This window comes from Mycobacterium sp. E2497 (genome assembly GCF_001668695.1).
Classification (GTDB): domain Bacteria; phylum Actinomycetota; class Actinomycetes; order Mycobacteriales; family Mycobacteriaceae; genus Mycobacterium.
Genome location: NZ_LZKD01000242.1, coordinates 80,980 through 100,867 on the forward strand (window position 1 = coordinate 80,980; position 19,888 = coordinate 100,867).

Sequence of the window (19,888 nt, forward strand, 5' to 3'; positions counted from 1 at the left end):
GCATCGAGGGCGACGACTCAGACGCTACCACTGAAACTTCGGCCAGCAGCCAATTTGTGAATTGCGATCGGGAACGGCGCGGACGACTTTGTTGTTTACGCCGCGCAGGAGGTGAGCGACCTTGGGCCAAACAGAGGTGACCCCGGTGGCCGTGATTGGCATGGCGTGTCGGCTTCCCGGGGGGATCGACTCGCCGGCCCAGTTGCGGGAGGCGCTGTTGCGCGGTGACGACCTGGTCACCGAGATCCCGCTGGACCGCTGGGACGCCGACGAGCATTACGATCCCGAGCCGGGCGTGCCCGGTCGCTCAGTGTGCCGGTGGGGCGCATTCCTCGACGACGTCGCGGGCTTCGATGCGGACTTCTTCGGAATCAGCGAGCGTGAGGCAACCGCGATCGATCCCCAACACCGCTTGCTGTTGGAGACCTCGTGGGAGGCGATCGAACACGCAGGTGTGGACCCGGCGACGTTGACCGGCTCGCGGACCGGCGTGTTCGTCGGATTGATGCATGACGACCACACGTTGCGAACGGCCGATGCCGGCGCACTGGATGAGCCGTACGGATTCATGGGCAACAGTTTCGCCGTGGCGTCCGGGCGCATCGCCTACGCCCTGGGGGTACACGGGCCGGCGCTCACGGTGGACACCGCATGCTCGTCCGGGCTGGTCGCCGTGCATTTGGCATGCCGCAGCCTGCACGACGGCGAAAGCGACCTGGCGCTGGCGGGAGGCGCCACGGTGTTGTTGGAACCGCGGAAGCTCGCCGCAGGTTCGGCGCAGGGCATGCTCTCCGCGACCGGACGTTGTCGCGCCTTCGACGTCGGGGCGGACGGATTCGTGTCCTCCGAGGGCTGTGCCGTGGTGTTGCTCAAACGGTTGCCGGATGCGCTGCGCGACGGTGACCGGATTCTGGCTGTGGTGCGCGGTACGGCCGTCAACCAAGATGGCCACACCGCGAGCCTTGCGACACCGTCGCACACGGCGCAGACCGCGGTGTACCGGGCGGCGCTGGCCGCGGCGGGCGTTGACCCCGGCACCGTAGGCATGGTGGAGGCGCATGGCACCGGCACTCCGGTGGGCGACCCGATCGAATACGCCAGTCTGGCTGAGGTTTACGGTGTCGAATGCCCGTGCGCCCTGACGTCGGTGAAGACCAACTTCGGCCATACCCAGTCCGCCGCAGGAACATTGGGTCTGATCAAGACGATCATCGCCCTGCAAAATGGTGAGATCCCGCAGAATCTGCACTTCGCCCGCCTGCCCGATGACCTGGCCCAGATTGAGACCAATCTTTTTGTGCCACAGGCGATTACACCTTGGCCAAGCAACAGCGCCGAACCCCGGCGGGCGGCGGTGTCGTCGTACGGCGTGTCGGGAACCAACGCCCACGCCATTGTGGAGCAAGCTCCCGAGACCACTGCCGCAGGAAACTCCGGATCCGCGGCGGCGGGTCCGGAGTTGTTCGCGTTGTCAGCCGGCTCCGCGGACGGCCTGCGGGATACCGCCAAGCGGCTGGCCGGCTGGATACAAGAGCGCGCCGACTCGGTCAAGCTGTCGGATGTGGCCTACACGCTGGCGCGGCGGCGGGCCCACCGGCCGGTGCGCACGGTCGTGGTGGCCGGCAGTACCCAGGACCTGGCCGTAGCGCTGCATGAGGTCGCCGGCAGCGAGACGCCATTTCAGGCGGCGCTCGGACGCGGTGACCGTGGGCCGGTGTGGGTGTTCTCCGGACAGGGTTCGCAGTGGGCTCGCATGGGTGCTGACCTGCTGGCCAGCGAGCCGGTGTTTGCCGCCACCGTCGCAGAAGTCGAGCCGCTGATAGTGCGCGAGTCCGGGTTTTCGGTGACCGAGGCGATGTCGTCGCCGCAGTCCCTCACCGGCATCGACAAAGTACAACCGACCATCTTCACCATGCAGGTCGCCCTGGCCGCCACCCTGAACTCCTACGGCGTGCGGCCCGGCGCGGTCGTCGGACATTCCCTCGGCGAGACGGCCGCCGCGGTGGTCGCGGGAGCGCTGTCGCTGGAAGACGGGTTGCGTGTCATTTGCCGCCGGTCACGACTGATGTCGCGCATCGCAGGTGCCGGCGCGATGGCCTCGGTGGAACTGCCCGCCCCGCAGGTGCTCTCAGAACTGATGGCGCGCGGCATCGACGACGTCGTGGTCGCCGTGATGGCCTCACCGTCGTCCACGGTCATCGGCGGCGCCATTCCCACGGTCCGGGAGCTGGTCGCGGCGTGGACGGCACGTGACGTTCTGGCTCGCGAGATCGCCGTTGATGTCGCCTCTCATTCGCCTCAAGTCGATCCGATCCTCGACGAGCTGTACGACGTCCTCGGGGAGCTCAATCCGAAGACACCCGAGGTGCCGTTTTATTCGGCGACCCTGTTCGACCCCCGCGAGGAGCCGGTGTGCGACGCCGATTACTGGCTGGACAATCTGCGTCACGCGGTGCGATTCGGCGCGGCGGTGCAGGCCGCGCTGGAAGACGGGCATCGCGTATTCGTCGAACTCTCACCACACCCGCTGCTGACCTACGCCGTTGAGCAGACCGCCGCCAGCCTCGACACGCCGGTGGCCGCATTGGCCGCGATGCGACGCGAGCAGTCACTGCCGCACGGTATGCGCGGTCTGCTGGCCGCCGTGCACAGCGTGGGCGCCGCGGTGGATTTCTCGGTGCTCTACCCCACCGGCAACCTGCTGGACGTACCGCTGCCCTCGTGGACGCACCGTCAGCTGCTCCTCGGCCGCGACGGTCACGACGATCGGTCGCGGGCCGGGTCCATCGTCGCCGTACATCCGTTATTGGGCGCTCATGTGCGCCTGCCGGAGGAGCCGGAGCGCCATGCCTGGCAGGCCGAGGTCGGCACCGCGGTGCTGCCCTGGTTGACCGATCACCGGATACACGAAGTGGCGGCTCTTCCCGGGGCCGCCTACTGCGAGATGGCACTGACCGCGGCACGCACCGTCCTCGGCGACGCTGCCGAGGTCCGCGACGTCCGCTTCGAGGAGATGTTGTTGGCGGATCGCGACACACCGCTATCGGCGCTCGCCACGGTGACATCGCCCCATGCCGCCGACTTCGCCGTCGAGACCTTCCAGGAAAACGAACGGGTCCGGCGGGCCACCGCGGTCCTACACGCGGCGGCGATCGAGGAGGAACCACCGACATACAACGTGACCACCCTGCTCGCGGCCCACCCATGCCGCATCGAGGGCGCCGAGATGCGGAAGCGGTTCGACGAACACGGTGTCCAGTACGGCCCCGCTTTCACCGGACTGACCGCGGCGCGAACTCCGGTGGGGACCGTCAGCACGGTGCTGGCCGAGGTCGCGTTGCCGGGGTCGGTCCGCTCAGAGCAGAGCGCCTACCGGATTCACCCCGCCCTCCTGGATGCTTGCTTCCAGTCGATCGGGGCGGCCTCCAGGGCGCAGAACGCGGGTAGCGGCGGTCTGCTCCTGCCGTTGGGCGTGCGCCGGATCCGCGCCTACGCTTCCGCCCGAACCGCCCACTACTGCTATACGCGGGTCACCAGCGTCGACGAGACCGGATTCGAGGCCGACCTCGATGTGCTCGACGATCAGGGCACGGTCCTAATGAGCATGCAGGGGCTGCAAATCGGCACCGGGGCCGCTGGGGGGACAGACCGCGACCGCGTGCTGAGCGCGCGACTGCTGACCGTCGAATGGCAACGGCAACAGCTGCCCGAGGGGGATCAGGTCGACGCCGGAAGATGGCTGCTGGTCAGCGCCTCCGCCACGGCGGATGTCGTGGCCGCCGAGCTGACCGACTCGCTGAAGCTGCAAGGCGGTGAATGCACGACCATCGGCTGGTCGCAGCGTGCCAACCGCCTTGCCGACGCCGAGGTGCTGCGCGATCAGCCCGGTGCCGGCCGGTTTACCGGTGCGGTCGTGCTCACCGGCCCGAAGGACGGCGACCCCGGCGGCGAGTGCACCGCCCGCGCCGGCGAGTACGTCCGCCATGCGGTGCGGATCGTCCGCGAGCTGGCAGACCTGCCCGGCGAGCCGCCGCGGCTGTATGTCGTGACCAGGAACGCCCAGACGGTGCTAGCCGCGGACTGCGCGGATCTCGAGCAGGGCGGCTTGCGCGGCCTGCTGCGGGTGATCGGCACCGAATATCCGCATTTGCGCGCCACCCACATCGACACTGACGAGCGCACCGGCGTCGAGCAGATCGCGCGCCAGCTACTGAGCGGATCGGAAGAGGACGAAACGGCCTGGCGAGAGGGCGACTGGTTCGCGGCGCGGCTACGGCTCAGTCCGCTACGCCCAGAGGAACGGCGGACCACTGTAGTCAGCCATCGGCACGACGGCATGCGCCTGCACATCCGCACCCCCGGTGACCTGCAGAGCATGGAACTCGTTGCGTATGAACGGATTCCGCCCGGGCCGGGACAGATCGAGGTAGCGGTCACCGCGTCCAGCATCAACTTCGCCGACGTGCTGCTCGCCTTCGGCCGGCACCCCAGCTTCGAGGGGCGGTTGCCGCAGCTGGGCACCGACTTTGCGGGTGTGGTGAGCGCGGTCGGACCCGATGTCACCGCGCACAAGGTCGGCGACCGCGTCGGCGGCCTCTCCCCCAACGGTTGCTGGAGCACGTTCGTCACGTGTGACGCCGGCGTGGCGGTGACGCTGCCGCCCGGGCTCACCGACGCGCAGGCGGCCGCGGTGACCACAGCGCACGCCACCGCCTGGTACGGCCTCAACGATCTGGCCCGCATCAAGGCCGGTGAAAAGGTGTTGATCCACTCCGGGACCGGCGGGGTGGGACAGGCCGCGATCGCGATCGCCCGCGCAGCGGGAGCGCAGATCTTCGCCACCGCCGGCAGCGCCAAGCGTCGAAACATTCTGCAGAACATGGGCATTGAGCATGTCTATGACTCCCGCAGCGTCGAGTTCGCCGAACAGATCCGCCGCGACACCGCTGGGTGCGGCGTCGACGTCGTGCTCAACTCGTTGACCGGCGCCGCGCAGTTGGCCGGACTGAAGCTGCTGGCGCCGGGCGGACGGTTCGTCGAGATCGGCAAGCGGGACATCTACGGCGACACCAGGCTGGGACTGTTCCCGTTCCGTCGCAACCTCACGTTCTACGCCGTCGACCTGGGACTGATGTCGCTCACCCATCCGGGGCGGGTCCGGGAGCTGCTGGACACGGTGTACAAGCTCACCGCCGACGGTCTGCTGCCGATGCCCGAGAGCACGCACTACCCCCTGACCGATGCCGCCACCGCCATCCGGGTGATGAGCGCCGCCGAACACACCGGCAAGCTTGTCCTCGACGTTGTCCGCGCCGGGAAGAGCAGCGCGGTCCTGCCCCCGGAAGACGTTCGGGTATTCCGCCCCGACGGTTCCTACATCATCAGCGGCGGCCTCGGTGGCATCGGGCTGTTCCTCGCGGAAGAACTGGCCGCGGCGGGCTGCGGCCGCATCGTGCTCAACTCGCGCTCGATGCCGAACCAGCGGGCTCGGGAGACGATCGAGCTGGTCCGGGGGATCGGATCGGACATCGTCGTGGAATGCGGCGACATCGCCCAGCCGGGCACAACGGAGCGGTTGGTGGCGGTGGCCACTGCCACCGGGCTTCCGGTGCGGGGCGTGCTGCACGCCGCGGCGGTCGTAGAAGACGCCATGCTGAGCGGCATCACCGACGACCTCCTGGATCGCTGCTGGGCGCCTAAGGTCGACGGCGCCTGGAATTTGCACCGGAGCACGGCTGACCAGCCACTGGACTGGTTCTGCTCGTTCTCCTCGGCGGCCGCACTGGTAGGTTCGCCGGGTCAAGGCGCCTACGCCGCGGCGAACAGCTGGCTGGACGCCTTCACCCACTGGCGACGGGCCCAGGGCCTTCCTGCGACTTCAATCGCGTGGGGCGCCTGGGGTGAGCTCGGGCGCGCCACAACATTCGCAGAAGACGCCGGCGCCGCCATCACTCCCGACGAGGGCGCCCACGCCTTCCAGGCACTGCTGCGCCACGACCGCGCATACACCGGGTACGCGCCGGTCATCGACGCACCGTGGTTGGCTGCGTTTGCACAACGCAGCCGGTTCGCTGAAGCGTTCGATTTGACAGGTCAAACCCCCACGGGCGCAACGAAACTGCTCGCTGAGCTGAATACGTTGCCCCACGACCAGTGGGCCACGCGGCTGCGCCGCATGGTCTCCGAGCAGGTCAGCTTGATTCTGCGCCGCGCCGTTGACCCGGACCGTCCGCTGTCGGAGTACGGGCTCGACTCGTTGGGCAACCTCGAATTGCGCACGCGAATCGAAGCCGAAGCAGGAGTACGGATCAAATCCACCGACATCACCACCATTCGGGGTTTGGCCGCCCACCTGTGCGACACCTTGGCGGAGATCGCACCACCATGACATGCCGGGTTGATTGACATCGCAGTATCCGCCGAACGCGGCGGCTGGCGCGGCATAGGGGAGGAATCGTGGTTCTAGTAGGGAAAGTCGAAGTGGGACCCATCCACCAGTGGATGCCGGCTCCGGGTTCCGTCGTGAGTTGGCAGGCATCACCTGCGTCGCTCGAGAAAGCCCGGCAGGCGCCGATCAGTACGGTACCCCCCAGCTACCAGCAGGCCCAACACCTGCGTCGCTTCAGCGAAAATGCCGCCCGCGGAATCGATATGTCACGGCTGCTCACTGCCGGCTGGGACATACCCGGTCGGTGCGACATCCGCGTCATGACGCACGTCATCAACGCGCACCTGCGCCGGCACGACGCCTACCACAGTTGGTTCGAGTTCGCGGATGACCGACGCATCGTCCGGCGGACCATAAGCGAAGCCGGCGGTATCAAGTTCGCCCCGGTCAAGCACGGTGTGATGACTTCGGCCGAAGTGCGAAGCCTCGCCCTGGACACCCCAAATCCGCTGTGTTGGGATTCCTTCCGCTTCATCGTCATTCAGCGCGAGGACCACTTCACCTTTTGCCTATGTGTCGACCACCTCCACATAGACGCGATGTTCGTGGGCGTGGGATTCGCCGAGATCCACCTGATGTACGCCGCGTTGGTGGCCGGCAGGGCTCCGCTCCCGCTCCCCGAGGCAGGCAGCTACGACGACTACTGCGTTCGACAACATCGAGAGTTGTCCGCGCTGACCTTGGAATCGCGCGAAGTGCGGCGCTGGGTCGACTTCTTCGAAGAGAACGACGGTACCCTGCCGCAATTCCCCCTGCCGCTGGGTGAGGGGCCGGTCCCGTGCGACATGTTGAGCGTGCAGTTGCTGGACGAGCAACAAACCGCCCGGTTCGAATCCGCTTGCGTGGCGGCGGGCGCGCGTTTCAGTGGTGGTGTGTTCGCCTGCGCCGGCCTGGCGGAACACGAATTGACCGGCACCGGAACGTATCACGGGGTGATTCCGGTCGATACCCGCAGATCTCGGGCCGAGCTGCTGACGACGGGTTGGTTTGTCGGCTTCGTTCCGTTGACCGTCCCGGTGACCGGCTCCTTCGCTGACACCGCCCGCGCCGCTCAGGAGTCCTTCGATTCCGGCAAAGACCTCGCGAACGTGCCGATCGAGCGCGTCGTGGAGGTGGCGCCGTGGCTGCGAATGCCGCAACGGGGGGCTCCCTTACTGTTTTTCCTCGATGCCGGTGTTCCTCCCCTGTCCGCTCTCGCCAATGCACACCTGGAGGGTGTCAACGCCAGGCTCTACCACGACGGCAGAATCCCGTCGCAAGTGGCGATCCGGGTGAATCGGCTCGAAAACGAAACCCAGGCAATCGTGTTGTTCCCCGATAATCCGATCGCCCGTAAATCGGTGCATCGCTATCTGGCGGCGATGAAATCCGTGTACACCCGTGTCGCGGACGGCGGCCACGCGGTGGCATCGCCGCGCAACGGCGCTGCGGCCCAGCAGCAGTCGGCTTGTCGACCCGAGCCCCGCAAACGCCGGTCCGGCTCGGGTCCCTCCCAACCGGCGAAGCGGCTTGCACATCCGTTCGGCTGAGGCAAGGGATTGCAGATGAAGTTCGCTCTGGCCGTCTACGGGTCGCGCGGCGATGTCGAGCCGCACGCCGCGGTCGGTCGGGAGCTGCTGCGCCGAGGGCACGAAGTGCGCATGGCGGTGCCGCCCGACCTGCGCGGCCTGGCCGCGTCGGCCGGCATTACGGCGGTCGACTATGGACCGGACACGCGGGACGTGCTCTTCGGCAAGAAGACGAATCCGATCCGGTTGCTGTCCACATCGAAGGGGTTCTTCGGCCAGACATGGGCGGACATGGGTTCGACGCTGGCGTCGCTCACGCACGGGGCTGATCTGCTGTTGAGCGCCGTGGCACAGCAGGGACTGGCCGCCAATGTTGCGGAATACCAGGGTATTCCGTTGGCGTGCCTGCACTGGATGCCGATGCGGGTCAACGGCCGGCTTCTTCCCGGCGTGCCGTCGCCGTTGATCCGCTCCGCGGTTGCGGCGTTCTGGTCGGGGTACTGGCGTGTGACGAAGACCGCCGAACTGGACCAGCGCCGCAGGCTGGGCTTGCCGAAGGCAATCGGGTCCTCGACGCGACGGATCGTGGAAAGCGGATCGCTTGAGATCCAGGCGTACGACGATTTCCTCTTTCCCGGGCTGGCGGCCGAGTGGGCGGAGTGGGGTGACCGGCGGCCCTTCGTCGGGGCGTTGACGCTGGAGCTACCGACGGCTGTCGACGCGGAAGTCTTGTCGTGGATTGCTGCCGGAACACCGCCGATTTACTTCGGCTTCGGCAGTACGCCGGTCCGGTCGCACGCCGACACAGTTGCCATGATCAGCGCGGCGTGTGCGCAATTGGGCGAGCGAGCGTTGATCTACTCTGGCGCGGACGGTTGGGATTGCGCAACCGGTGTCGACCACGTCAAAATGGTTGGGGCACTGAATTATGCGACCGTCTTTCCCGCTTGCCGCGCGATCGTCCATCACGGTGGCGCAGGCACCACGGCCGCGAGCATGCGGGCCGGCGTCCCCACGTTGGTCCTTTGGATCAGGAACGAGCAGCCGCTCTGGGGGGCGGTCGTCAAGCGAATGAACGTCGGTGCTGCCCAACGTCTCTCGAGCGTCACCGAAGAGTCGCTGGTAGCGAGCCTGCGTTCCATCCTCAGGCCTGAATATGTCCTTCGAGCCCGCGAAGTGGCCGCCAGGATGACCAAGCCCTCGGTCAGCGCGACGGCCGCAGCGGACCTCTTGGAAAACGCCGCCAAGCGAGGCCAATTCGGCTGATGCACATCGTTCTCGCGCTGGCAATTTTCGCGGCGGCCAACCCCATCCGTCTCGGCATCGCGCTTGTCCTGATTTCGCGGCCGCGGCCCATGCTCAACCTGTTCACGTTCTGGCTCGGAGCCACGATAACGGGGATCACGACGGGCCTGGCTGCGTTGATAGGGGTGCGCGGCTTTGCGCCGGCGTTCATCCAAAGCGTGTCGGCCCTGGGCCAAAGCCCCGCTGCCCGACATGCTCAAGTTGGGATTGGTCTGGCCATGCTATCGGTCACGGCGTTGACCGCCGTGGGTTTTTCAGTCCGGCGAACGCAGGTCTCGGGCGGCGCTCCCCCGGCGACGCTACCGGGGGCCGATGGACCGAACACGTTCGCACGGCTTCGGGGCCGCGCCGAAAATGTGCTGGAAGGCGAGCGTTTGTCTGTGCCGTTTGTGGTCGGGCTCGGCTCCGGATTTCCCGCCGCCGAGTATCCGGTCGCACTCGCAGTCACCATGGCTTCGGGCGGCCCCATCGGCATGCAGATCAGCGCTGTCATCATGTTCGTGGCCGTGAACCTTGCGATCATCGAAATTCCGCTCATCAGCTACTGGGCCACGCCGGCGCACACGAAAGCGGCGATGCTGCGGTTGCACGACTGGGTGCGGCCTCGCCGCCGGCGGATCGTGGCCATCATTGTCACCGCGGTGGGAGTCTTGTTGGTGGCCAACGGGATGAGCTAGCGGTCCTGCTTCATGCGCCGCCGTCCGCCGATTGGTTCAGCGATACGAATCCCGGCCCCGGATAGCCTCCACTAACCGTGCGGACTCATTAACGAAGAGCCTGTTCGCGAGCACCGCGTAGCCGCTGGGCCTTACCCAGGAATGCGGTCCGCAGCCGAGCCTGTCCAGGTTGGATTCGATCAACTCGTACGGGTAAGCAGTGTGCTGCTGGATGAAGTCGCCCAGGTGCGCCATGGAGTCGTGCCACGGCTTGTTTTGCCGAGGCAATTTCGCCTTCAGGAAGGGGAACCGGAGGTGCTCGATCAGGCCGTCCCAGAAGTACAGGGTGTTGTTGACGGGCCCGCCGGAGAGAATGCCGGCCCACTGATGCGCCGGTGAGCGACCGTGCGCCGCTTTGACACTGGCGGGAGAGACCAGCGTTTTGATGCGCAGCCCTGCTTGACGAGCACGCCTGGACAACCCGACCTCGTATTCCCAGATCAGATGCCCTTTGACGACGAGGTACCGGAAGTCGGTCCAGAAGTCGTTGAGAAACGGGCGGGTACGCGAGTTGAGGTCCCAGACCACAAAGAAGGACTGCAGGTGTGGGATCCATTCGGCGTTTTCGATAGGGCCATACATGTCGGCATCGTGGAACGCGTTCCACATTTCTTGTATGGGAAACAGTGGACCGTACACACTGTCGTTGGCGATGACGAACCGGTCGAACTGATCAAGCGACCAGCCATGTTGTCGGAGAATGCACCACGCGAGGTGCCAGCTGCCGAAGTCGAGGGAAAGCGTGCGGCGGGTGTAAATGCCGGCACAGAGGTGGCGGATCGAAGCGACCGACTCCGGCGTAAGCGCGGGCGATCCGGAGACGAAAATGATCGTTGCTCCGAGACCGTGCAGCGCTTTCAGGTAATAGGCGACGTAAGGATCGACGATCCCCTCGGGGTCGAAATGCGCGAAAAGAACCAGCGTGCGGCGGCCGGCGGGAGGCTGCGGCGAAAGCTCCTGGTGGGTTTCGCAAACGAAGCGCAACGCCTCGCCGTCGCGGCGGTAGCGCGCGGCAGCGGAGGCGCTCTCGGTTGCGGTGCGCAGCGTACTGAGAACTTTCACGATGCCCCCATAGCTTCCCGCGCGATGGTTCGCCGAGTGACTTGAACTCGCAACGTTCCTTGCCGGCGCGAGAAAGTATCGGCGTTAGGTACGGATCGACTTTAGCGATCTACTCGAAACATCGGGAGCCTCGGGCGCTTTGACCCGAGGAACAATCCGCCCGGTCTTCAGTCGATGACGCCGGTCAGGCCGAACTCCGACAGCGTGTGCGCCGCCAGTTCGCGCAGCTCACCGTTCGAGTGCTTGCCGTCGAGTTGGTAGGCGACGACGGTGATGAAAACCTGTCCGCCGATGCGCCCCGAAACCATCAAGATGCCACGGGGGCGATCGAAGCTCTGCCGCGCGAAGCGTTGCCGCACGCCTCGAATGAAGACATGACCTGCGTCGGTGCCGTCCGGGCGGCCTACTGCCGGGTCGATGTCTCCGATGGCCGAACAACCCACGTCGGTGTAGCCATAGGCCACATCGGCCAACCTTCTCATCGCCCATTTCGGCGTCAACGGGGCCAGCGGAAGTAACTGCAACAACTCCTCTGGCGTCTCCCGCAGGGTATGAAGCGCCTGGCTGATGGCGCGTCGGATATCGCGCAAATCCGTTGTCGCATGCGCCGGGTCGACACTGACGATCAGAAATGACAACGCGTTGGCGCGCGTGTCGTCCTCCGTGCGCTCGCTGACCGGGAACGACATCGCGACGGGGCTGCCGTCGCCAGCTCGGCATCCGGCGCGCTCCGCCATCTTCGCGGCAAACCCGGCGAAAAGCGCGTTACGTGTTCCGCCAAGGGCTTTCGCTCGAGTGTCCCACTCATCGAGGGCAACGTAGATCGTGATCGCCGGCGCCATCAGAGCGTCATCCGCGTTGCCCCGCTCAGTGGCGACCGGTTTCGACGCCCGCACGCGGGCGATGTCTGACTCCCTGCGGCGCCCCAGGCGTACTGCCGCGGCAAGCGCCCTCGCGATCTGGGGTGCTTCCCGTGCGGTTTGGCAGGCGTCCTGGATCACCGCCCCCAGTCGATTGCGCGACTGTGGCTGCGGATACCCCAGATCACGGGTGTTGCCCTTGACCGCATCGGCTATCGCCAGGCAAAAGCCGAGTCCGTCAACCACCAGATGCGATGCCACCAGGCTGATGGCTGTCGATCCATCCATGAAGGGCGCAACTCCGAGATGCCAAGCCGGCCCCCATTCCGGGTTGACGGGCATCCTTGCGCGTTCGTCAACCCACGCGCTGAGTTCGCTGCGCGGACGGGCGTGCTCAGCGACATCGAGGTCCGGCGCGGCCGGATATGAAACCCACCGATGACGGGCGAAGGGCAGCGGAGAACGCTCGATCCGCCGCCCCATCAACCCGAAGCCAAGGTTGCGGCGAAAGCGCTCCAGCCCGTCGAAGTCGATCGCGCGCTCGTAAATCCAGACGCATTGGACGACTGTGCCCTGGCCGGTGGCGAGGACCGAAAGAAACGACATCTGATCGATGAGCGCCAGACGGTTATCCCCCACAGCATCGCGCTCGGCGCGACGCCGACGGCGCTCTCGCGCCGGAGACATCACGATCGCCGCCGGCACGCCGCTGTTGTGCTTCTACCGGTTTCGGTCGTCACGACCTACGCGTCCAGGCGGGCGAATTGATTCTGCCGGTACAGCTCTACGCACGTCCCTCGCCTGATCTTGCCGCTAGTGGTGATGGGAATCGAGCCGGGCGCTACCACAACCAGGTCCGATACCGCCAAGCCATGGGCGTTTGAGATCGCCGAGGTGACTTCACCCTTCACCGTGAGCCATTTGCTCACAGGATCCTCCTCGGCATCGCCAGGTTTCTTGATCTCGAGGATGACCACCAGCTTTTCGGTTCCCACATCCGGAACTGCAATCGCCGCACACCTTCCCGGCGTGACCTTCTGTATGGTCGCCTCGATGTCATCTGGAGAGTGGTTGCGTCCATACACGATCAACAGATCCTTCATGCGACCGATGATGTACAACTCGTTGTCGAAGAAGAACCCCGAGTCGCCGGTTCTCAGCCACGGCTCTTGCGGTGTGCCGGCGGACGGCGCGGAAAGCTTTGCCCCGAAGGTGCTTTCCGTTTCTTCAGGTCGCTGCCAATAACCCGTTGAGACGTTCTCGCCGTGCACCCAGATCTCGCCGACGGTTCCCGGGGGACACTCGACACTGGTCGCCGGGTCCACGATACGGATCGTCTGCGAACGCGGCACGCCGTAACTGACCAGCGGTGTCCCACTTCCACTTTCGCACCGCCTCGCGTGGCCGGCGGAGAGTTCTTCAGCGCGGAAGTGGTCGACTCGTGGCGGTTGAGCCGGAGCGCGGGTCGCCACGTAAACGGTCGCCTCTGCGAGCCCGTAGGAAGGTCGCACCACCGTGTCTCGCAAGTTGAAATTGGCGAACCGCTCAGTGAAACGCCGTATCGTCGCGGGCTGCACCCGCTCGGCCCCGCTCTGGATGATCATCACGTCGCCGAGATCCAGCCCGGCCATGTCCTCGTCGGTGGTCCTGCGCGCCGCCAGCTCGAAGGCGAAGTTCGGCGCCGCCGAAAAAACCCGACTGTGGCTGGCCAGCAACTGCATCCATCGAGCTGGCCGTTGCAGAAACGCGACCGGCGTCGTGAACACACTGCGGACTCCGGCCAGGATCGGTGCGCAAATTCCTAGAATCAAACCTAAGTCATGGTAGAAGGGCAGCCAAGACACGGTGGTGGTGCCAGGCGGGGCCAGCTGCCCATACTCCAGGAAATAGTCCGAGGCGATTTGATGGAAGTTCGCCAGCAAATTGCGGTGCGAAATCATCACCCCGGCGGGTCGACGAGTGGACCCGGATGTGTATTGCAGATAGGCAATCTCAGAACGACTACGGCTCCGGGACGAGACGGCCCCGGGCGGCTTGGCATCCAGCGAGTCAACCTCGATGAGTGCTGGACCGGACCCACCGTTGTGTGGCTGTGCATACTTCGCGGCATCGCCGACGACTGAGGATGTGGTGAGAATCACCGACGGCGATGTGTCGTGCAGCACGGAATCAACACGTTCGTCGTGCGCGCCGCCAACAGGAGCCGAGAGTGGAACTGCGATAAGCCCGGCCTGCAGCGTCCCCAGGAATGCGGTGACGTAGTCGAGTCCCTGCGGCGCCAAGATCAGTACCCGGTCACCGCTGGACGCTCGGCACCTGAGTTCGTGCGCGATGTCTAACGAGCGCCGGTATGTCTGAGACCAGGTGAGACTCTTGACAATGCCGTCCCAATCGTGTTCGTAGTCGACGAAGGTGAACGCGATATCATCAGGCTGCATGCTGGCACGTTCACCCAGCACGTCCTGAAGAGACGAGCCGAACACGGTATCTCGTTACCTTCCTTCGCGTATGCCCACAGGGCCCTCGGCAGCGATTTTAATGGTGATGGGGTCGTCGTCGCTGCTCGAAAAGCGGTATCGGGGCCCCGGGCGGGGTGCACACTTTCGCCGTTTGCAGCTACCGGATCGGCCGGCGCTGCGGCCCTTGGCCGTCCGGCGGCCAACTCGCGACGCCTTCCTCCAATGGGACGGCAAGGCTCCGCAAGATCGATGCGACCATGCGCCAAGCGCCGATCGCGGTGACAAGCTCGATGAGAACCGTTGTGTCACCGTTTAACTCACGCTGGCAGCTCGCCCAGCTCGCGTCACTGACCGCGCCGTAGCGCACCACGTCGTCGGTGGCGGCCAGCACGGCACGCTCGACTGCGCCGAATCCGTCGTGTGCCTGCCAGTCGCGCACGGCGAGCAGGTCCTCGGGTGCGACCCCCAGCCTCGAGGCAACCCGCCAGTGTTGGGTCCATTCGTAGTCGCACGCGGTGAGCCAACCGATCCGCATGATCACCAATTCGCGCAACCGCGGGTCGAGTGCACCGTGCCAGAGCATGGTGGCAAGCAGATCGTTGATGGCGCGCGCCAGCTGCGGGTGGTTGAGCAGCACCTGGAAGATGTTCAGTTCTGCCATGTAGTTGGGCACGGCCGCCTCGTCGGCGGCGGCCTTTGCTTCCTCGAGCGGCAATGGGGGCACGCGCGCTGGTGTCATGACATGCAGTTTCGCACGTACGTTAGAGCAGGCCGAGCAGCTGCAGGTCGGTGACGTACTTGACGATCACGGGCGCCGACACACGCGGGATGTCCGGATCGTCGCTGTGGGGGCCGATCTTGGCTTCGCGCACCGCGGCGCGGAACCGGTCGGTCGGGGCGAACGACCCGCGGTCCGGCTCGCCAGGCTCGACCTGCGGCGTTCCGGGCGACGACAACAGCGGGAGCACCGAGTGTTGGCGTTGGCGCTCCGGCAGTTCGCGCAGGGCGGCCTCGAACCGCTGTAGCCACTCGCCGAAGTCGTCGATGCGCTCGATCGGATAGCCGGCCTCGACCAGCCAGTCGACGTACTCATCGATGCCGATCCCGTCGTCGTGCGGGTTCATCACGTGATAGGTCTCGAACCCCTGCATCACCTGCGCGCCCAAGGCGGTGATGGCCTCGGCGACGAACTCCACCGGCAGCGCATCGAAGTGCGCCCGCTGCCGGTTGCCCTCGACGTCCAGTCGATAGAACGACCGCGGCGCGACACCGGTCGCCGCGATGCTCAACACCATCCGGGTGAACATGTCCGACAGGTTGAGCTGTCCCGCGTAGGTGACATCGGCCAGAAGCAGGTCGCAGCGGAACACCGAGACCGGCAGCCCGCACAGGTCGTGGGCCTCGCGCAGCAACACCTCGCCGGCCCACTTGCTGTTGCCGTAACCGTTGGCGTAACCGCCGGCGATGGTCCGGGTGGGGCTGATGACCCGGATGTCGGCGTCCTCGGTGAAGGCGGCCGGCTCCACCCCGTCCCCGACGTTGGCGGTCGAAACATACGTGTAGGGCTTGAGTTTGGCCGTCATCGCCAGCCGGATCAGCTCGGCGGTGCCCGCGACGTTGGGGGCGAACAGCTCGCTGTAGGGCAGCGCGCCGTTGACCAGCGCCGCCGAGTCCACGATCAGATCAACAGTGTCGGCCAACCGCTGCCACGTCGGCTCATCCAGGCCCAGGTTCGCCGCACCCTTGTCCCCCGCGATGACCTCCAGGTGGCCGTCAGCGAGTTCGTGGAAGCGGTTCAGCAACTTCGGGTCACCGCTGTCGAAGGTCTTCTCCAGCCGCCGACGACCCTCCTCATCCGAGCCGGCCCGCACCAGGCAGATCAGCTTGCCGTCCACCAGCTCCAGCTGCTCCAGCCACTGCAGGGCCAGGTAACGGCCCAAAAAGCCCGTCGCACCGGTCAACAGGACCGTCCGCACCTGAGCGCTCGGGCCGGGCAACGACGGCGCGCCGCCCAGCGTCCCGGCGTCGATGAACTTCTCCAACATCAGATCGCTCGCGTACACCTCGGTGGCGTCGCGACCGTGCACCGAGGCGAAGCTGGGACCGATCTTGGGTGCGGCCGCGAAATCTTGTGCGTACGAGTCGAACTGCTGACTCAGGTTCCGCACCGACGGCGCGTCGAACACCGCGCGCACGGGCAGATGGATGCCCAGGGTGGTGTGGATCGCCGCGACCAGGCGCATGGCCGACAGTGAATCGCCGCCGAGGTCGAAGAACGAGTCCTCGACGCCAACCCGCTGCACGCCCAGGACCTGGGCGTAGATGTCGGCCAGCGTCTCCTCGACCGGCGTGGCCGGCGGGCGGTAGCGGTCCCGATCGGTGTATTCCGGCGCGGGCAACGCCCGGGTGTCGAGTTTGCCGTTGACCGTCAACGGCAAAGCGTCCACCGCCAGCACCGCGGCCGGGACCATGTAGGCGGGTAGCCGGTCGGCCAGCGCCGCGCGCAGCGTCACCGGGTCGGCGGTCCCGGTGACGTATCCCACCAGCCTCCTGTCGCCGGGGCGGTCCTCGCGGGCGATCACCGCGGCCTGCTCGACGCCGGCCAAGGCGGCCAGCGCGGCGCGGACCTCACCGAGCTCGACGCGGTGCCCGCGGATTTTCACCTGCTCGTCGACCCGGCCCAGGTACTGCAGCTGGCCGTCGGCTCCCCAGCGCACCAGGTCCCCGGTGCGATACATGCGCTGCCCGGGCACCCCGAACGGGCACGCCACGAACCGCGACGCGGTCAGACCGGCCCGGCGCACGTACCCGTACGTCAGGCCCGCCCCCGTCACATACAGCTCCCCGATCACGCCGGTGGGCGCCGGCCGCAGCCGCCCGTCGAGCACGAACAGCGCCGCCCCCGGGACCGGCGAACCGATCGGCGGTGTTCCCGACTCGGGGACCAGCGGCGCGCTGATCGCCACACACATCGTGGTCTCGGTCGGGCCGTAGACATTGAGCATGGTCCGCCCCGGCGCCCACCGGTCCACCACCTCTTCCGGGCAGGCCTCCCCGGCCACCACCAGGGCGGCCGAGTCCAGACCCTCGGGCGCCAGAATTCCGGCCTCCGACGGTGTTTGGGTGAGCACGCTGACGTTTTCGGCGGTCAGCAGCGCGTGCAGGTCCTCCGGGGAGCGGGCGGTGGCGTCGGGCACCACCAGGACCCGCCCGCCGTGCAACAGCGCGCCGAAGATCTCCCAGACTGACACGTCGAAGACCAGCGAATGGCTCTGCGCCCACACTCCCCCCGCCGGCAGCGGCGCGTCGAGTGGCGTGAACAGCTGCGTGACGTTGCGGTGAGTGACCGCAACGCCTTTCGGAGTACCGGTGGTGCCGGACGTATAGATGATGTAGGCGACGTCGTCGGCCGGTGGCGTCGCCGACGGCGCGCTCGCGGGCCGGGCGTGCAGGGCGGGATCGTCGACGTCGACGACGGGGCGGTCGAAGCCGTCCAGCCGCGACCGGAGACCGGCGGTCGTCAGCGCGGCCACCGGCGCGGCGTCGGCGAGGACGAACTCGATCCGCGCCGCCGGCAGCCCCGGGTCGATCGGCAGGTAGGCCGCCCCGGTCTTGAGCACCGCCAGGATCGCCACGACGGCCTCGGCCGAGCGGTCCGCGAGCAGCGCCACGCATTCGCCCGGGCCCGCCCCGCGGTCAATGAGCAGGTGCGCCAACCGATTCGCGGCCCGGTCGAGCTCGCGGTAGGTCAGCGTGCGGTCCCCGCAGCGGACGGCCACCGCGTCCGGGGTGCGGCCGACGTGGGCGGCGAACGCCTCCAGGATCGACGGCCAGGTCACCGTCCGGGTGGAGACCGCGCGATTGCCCCACTCGTCGAGGCGGGCGCGCTCGTCGTCATCGAGCACGTCGATCGACGACAACGGCCGCGCGGGGTCGGCGGTGACGGCCAGCAGCACCTGGTGCAGGCGTTTGACCAGCGTTTCGATGGTGCCGGTGTCGAACACGTCGGTGCGGAACTCCACCTGCCCGCCGATCCCGGCGGGTTCACCGGTGTCGCTGAAGTGTTCGGCCAGTGAGAACGTCAGGTCCATGCGGGCGGTGTGGGTGTCCACCGGAAGCGGGGTGACGTGCAGGTCACCCAGGCTCAGCTCGGTCGGGTCGTTGTTCTGCCAGGCCAGCATCACCTGCACCAGCGGATGGTGGCTGAGGCTGCGGGTGGGCCGAAGCCGCTCGACGAGCACCTCGAAGGGGACGTCCTGGTGCTCGTAGGCGGCCAGGCTGCGCCCGCGCACCTGCGCCAGAAGCTGCGCGACCGTCGGGTCTCCGCCCAGATCCGTGCGCAACACGAGGGTGTTGACGAAGAAGCCCACCACGCCGTCGAGCGACGGGTCGCGGCGCCCGGCGATCGGGAAGCCCACGGCCACCTCGCTGCTTCCGCTCAGCGTCGACAGCAGCACCGCCAGCGCGGCCTGCACGACCATGAAACTGGTCGCGTTGTGCGCCCGCGCCGCCTCGCGCACCCGCTGCTGTAGCTCGGCCGGCCACCGCACGCCCACGGTCGCCCCGCGGTGGTCGGCCACCAGCGGGTAGGGCCGATCGGTGGGCAGCACCAGCCGCTCGGGCATCCCGGCCAGCGTGTGTTCCCAGAACCGCAGCTGCCCGGCGATGGGGCTGTCCGGATCGTCCGGGTCGCCGAGATGCGCGCGTTGCCACAGCGCGAAGTCGGCGTATTGCACGGCCGGCGGCCGCCATTGCGGGGCTTGGCCCGCGCACCGGCCGGCGTAGGCCACGCCGAGATCGCGCACCAGCGGCGTGAGCGACAGGCCGTCGGCCGCGATGTGGTGGAGCACCGTCACCAGCACGTGCTCTTCCATGTCCGTGCGGAAAAGCCAAGCGCGCAGGGGAATTTCGGTTCCCAGGTCGAACGCGTAGTGGGCGACCGTCTCGACGGCCTCGGTCAAGCGCTCCTGCGGCCACGCCGTGGCGTCGACCATGTCGCACCGGACGTCGGCCTCCTCGGGTGTCATCACGACCTGCTGCGGTGTCCCCTCGGCCGCGATGAAGACCGTGCGCAGGCTTTCGTGCCGGGCCACCACGTCGCCCAGTGCGGCATGGAACGCGTCGGCATCCAGGCGCCCGTCCAGCCGCAGCGCCGCCGCCATGTTGTACACCGCCGAGGGCCCCTGCAACTGGTCGAGGAACCACAACCGGGATTGGGCGAATGACAACGGAATCACCGCGGGCCGTTCGATCGCCGTCAACGGCGTGCGCCCCGCCCCGTCGTTGCCGAGGCGCGGCGCCAACTGGTGGATGGTGGGCGCCTCGAACAGCGACCGCACCCCGAGGTGGGCGCCCAGGCCGGCGTTGACCGCCGCGATCAAGCGTGTCGCCGCCAGCGAATCCCCGCCCAGGTCGAAGAACGAGTCGTCGACGCCGACCCGGTCGAGGCCGAGGACCTGGGCGTAGATGGCGGCCAGGATCTCCTCGGTGGGGGTGGCCGGGGCGCGGTAACGACCGGGATCGCGGTAGT

Annotated in this window: 9 protein-coding genes; 4 read left to right on the forward strand and 5 right to left on the reverse strand. The window is 67.0% G+C overall.

What is annotated here, in order from left to right; genetic code table 11:
* Positions 1-121 precede the first annotated feature (121 nt).
* The 4 genes from pks2 to A5713_RS23200 all read left to right on the forward strand — a co-directional run bounded on the left by pks2 (position 122) and on the right by A5713_RS23200 (position 9,938).
* Positions 122-6,388 carry a type I polyketide synthase gene (pks2, locus tag A5713_RS23185; protein WP_156751999.1) on the forward strand — a complete coding sequence of 2,089 codons (6,267 nt, stop codon included), beginning with the start codon at positions 122-124 and terminating at the stop codon, positions 6,386-6,388.
* 92 nt (positions 6,389-6,480) lie between these two features.
* A complete protein-coding gene (locus A5713_RS23190; RefSeq protein ID WP_068098520.1) occupies positions 6,481-7,977 on the forward strand; it encodes a condensation domain-containing protein in 1,497 nt (498 codons plus the stop codon).
* A gap of 15 nt (positions 7,978-7,992) precedes the next feature.
* The gene (locus A5713_RS23195) at positions 7,993-9,222 is read left to right on the forward strand and encodes a glycosyltransferase (protein ID WP_068098521.1); all 1,230 of its coding nucleotides are present in this window, start codon (positions 7,993-7,995) and stop codon (positions 9,220-9,222) included.
* Positions 9,222-9,938, forward strand: a complete 717-nt coding sequence (locus tag A5713_RS23200) for a GAP family protein (RefSeq protein ID WP_068098522.1) — start codon at positions 9,222-9,224, stop codon at positions 9,936-9,938. Before A5713_RS23195 ends, A5713_RS23200 begins: the two co-directional genes overlap by 1 nt.
* A gap of 36 nt (positions 9,939-9,974) precedes the next feature.
* Here the strand turns inward: A5713_RS23200 and A5713_RS23205 are convergent, their stop codons facing one another.
* The 5 genes from A5713_RS23205 to A5713_RS23225 form a co-directional block, all read right to left on the reverse strand.
* Positions 9,975-11,039, reverse strand: a complete 1,065-nt coding sequence (locus A5713_RS23205) for a rhamnan synthesis F family protein (RefSeq protein WP_068098523.1) — start codon at positions 11,037-11,039, stop codon at positions 9,975-9,977.
* A gap of 167 nt (positions 11,040-11,206) precedes the next feature.
* The gene (locus A5713_RS23210; protein WP_068098532.1) at positions 11,207-12,586 is read right to left on the reverse strand and encodes a hypothetical protein; all 1,380 of its coding nucleotides are present in this window, start codon (positions 12,584-12,586) and stop codon (positions 11,207-11,209) included.
* Positions 12,587-12,642: 56 nt separating this feature from the next.
* Entirely contained in the window at positions 12,643-14,382 is a 1,740-nt protein-coding gene (locus A5713_RS23215) for an AMP-binding protein (protein WP_082973119.1), read from the reverse strand.
* Positions 14,383-14,515: 133 nt separating this feature from the next.
* A complete protein-coding gene (locus A5713_RS23220; protein ID WP_068098524.1) occupies positions 14,516-15,097 on the reverse strand; it encodes a carboxymuconolactone decarboxylase family protein in 582 nt (193 codons plus the stop codon).
* Positions 15,098-15,119: 22 nt separating this feature from the next.
* On the reverse strand, positions 15,120-19,888 hold a 4,769-nt coding region (locus A5713_RS23225; protein ID WP_156752000.1), incomplete at its 5' end, for a non-ribosomal peptide synthetase.

Excerpts from the sequence above, each read along its gene's own strand:
- A5713_RS23195 (WP_068098521.1), top strand. The coding sequence starts at position 7,993 with ATGAAGTTCGCTCTGGCCGTCTACGGGTCGCGCGGCGATGTCGAGCCG.
- A5713_RS23200 (WP_068098522.1), top strand. The coding sequence starts at position 9,222 with ATGCACATCGTTCTCGCGCTGGCAATTTTCGCGGCGGCCAACCCCATC.
- A5713_RS23210 (WP_068098532.1), bottom strand. The coding sequence starts at position 12,586 with ATGTCTCCGGCGCGAGAGCGCCGTCGGCGTCGCGCCGAGCGCGATGCT.
- A5713_RS23220 (WP_068098524.1), bottom strand. The coding sequence starts at position 15,097 with ATGACACCAGCGCGCGTGCCCCCATTGCCGCTCGAGGAAGCAAAGGCC.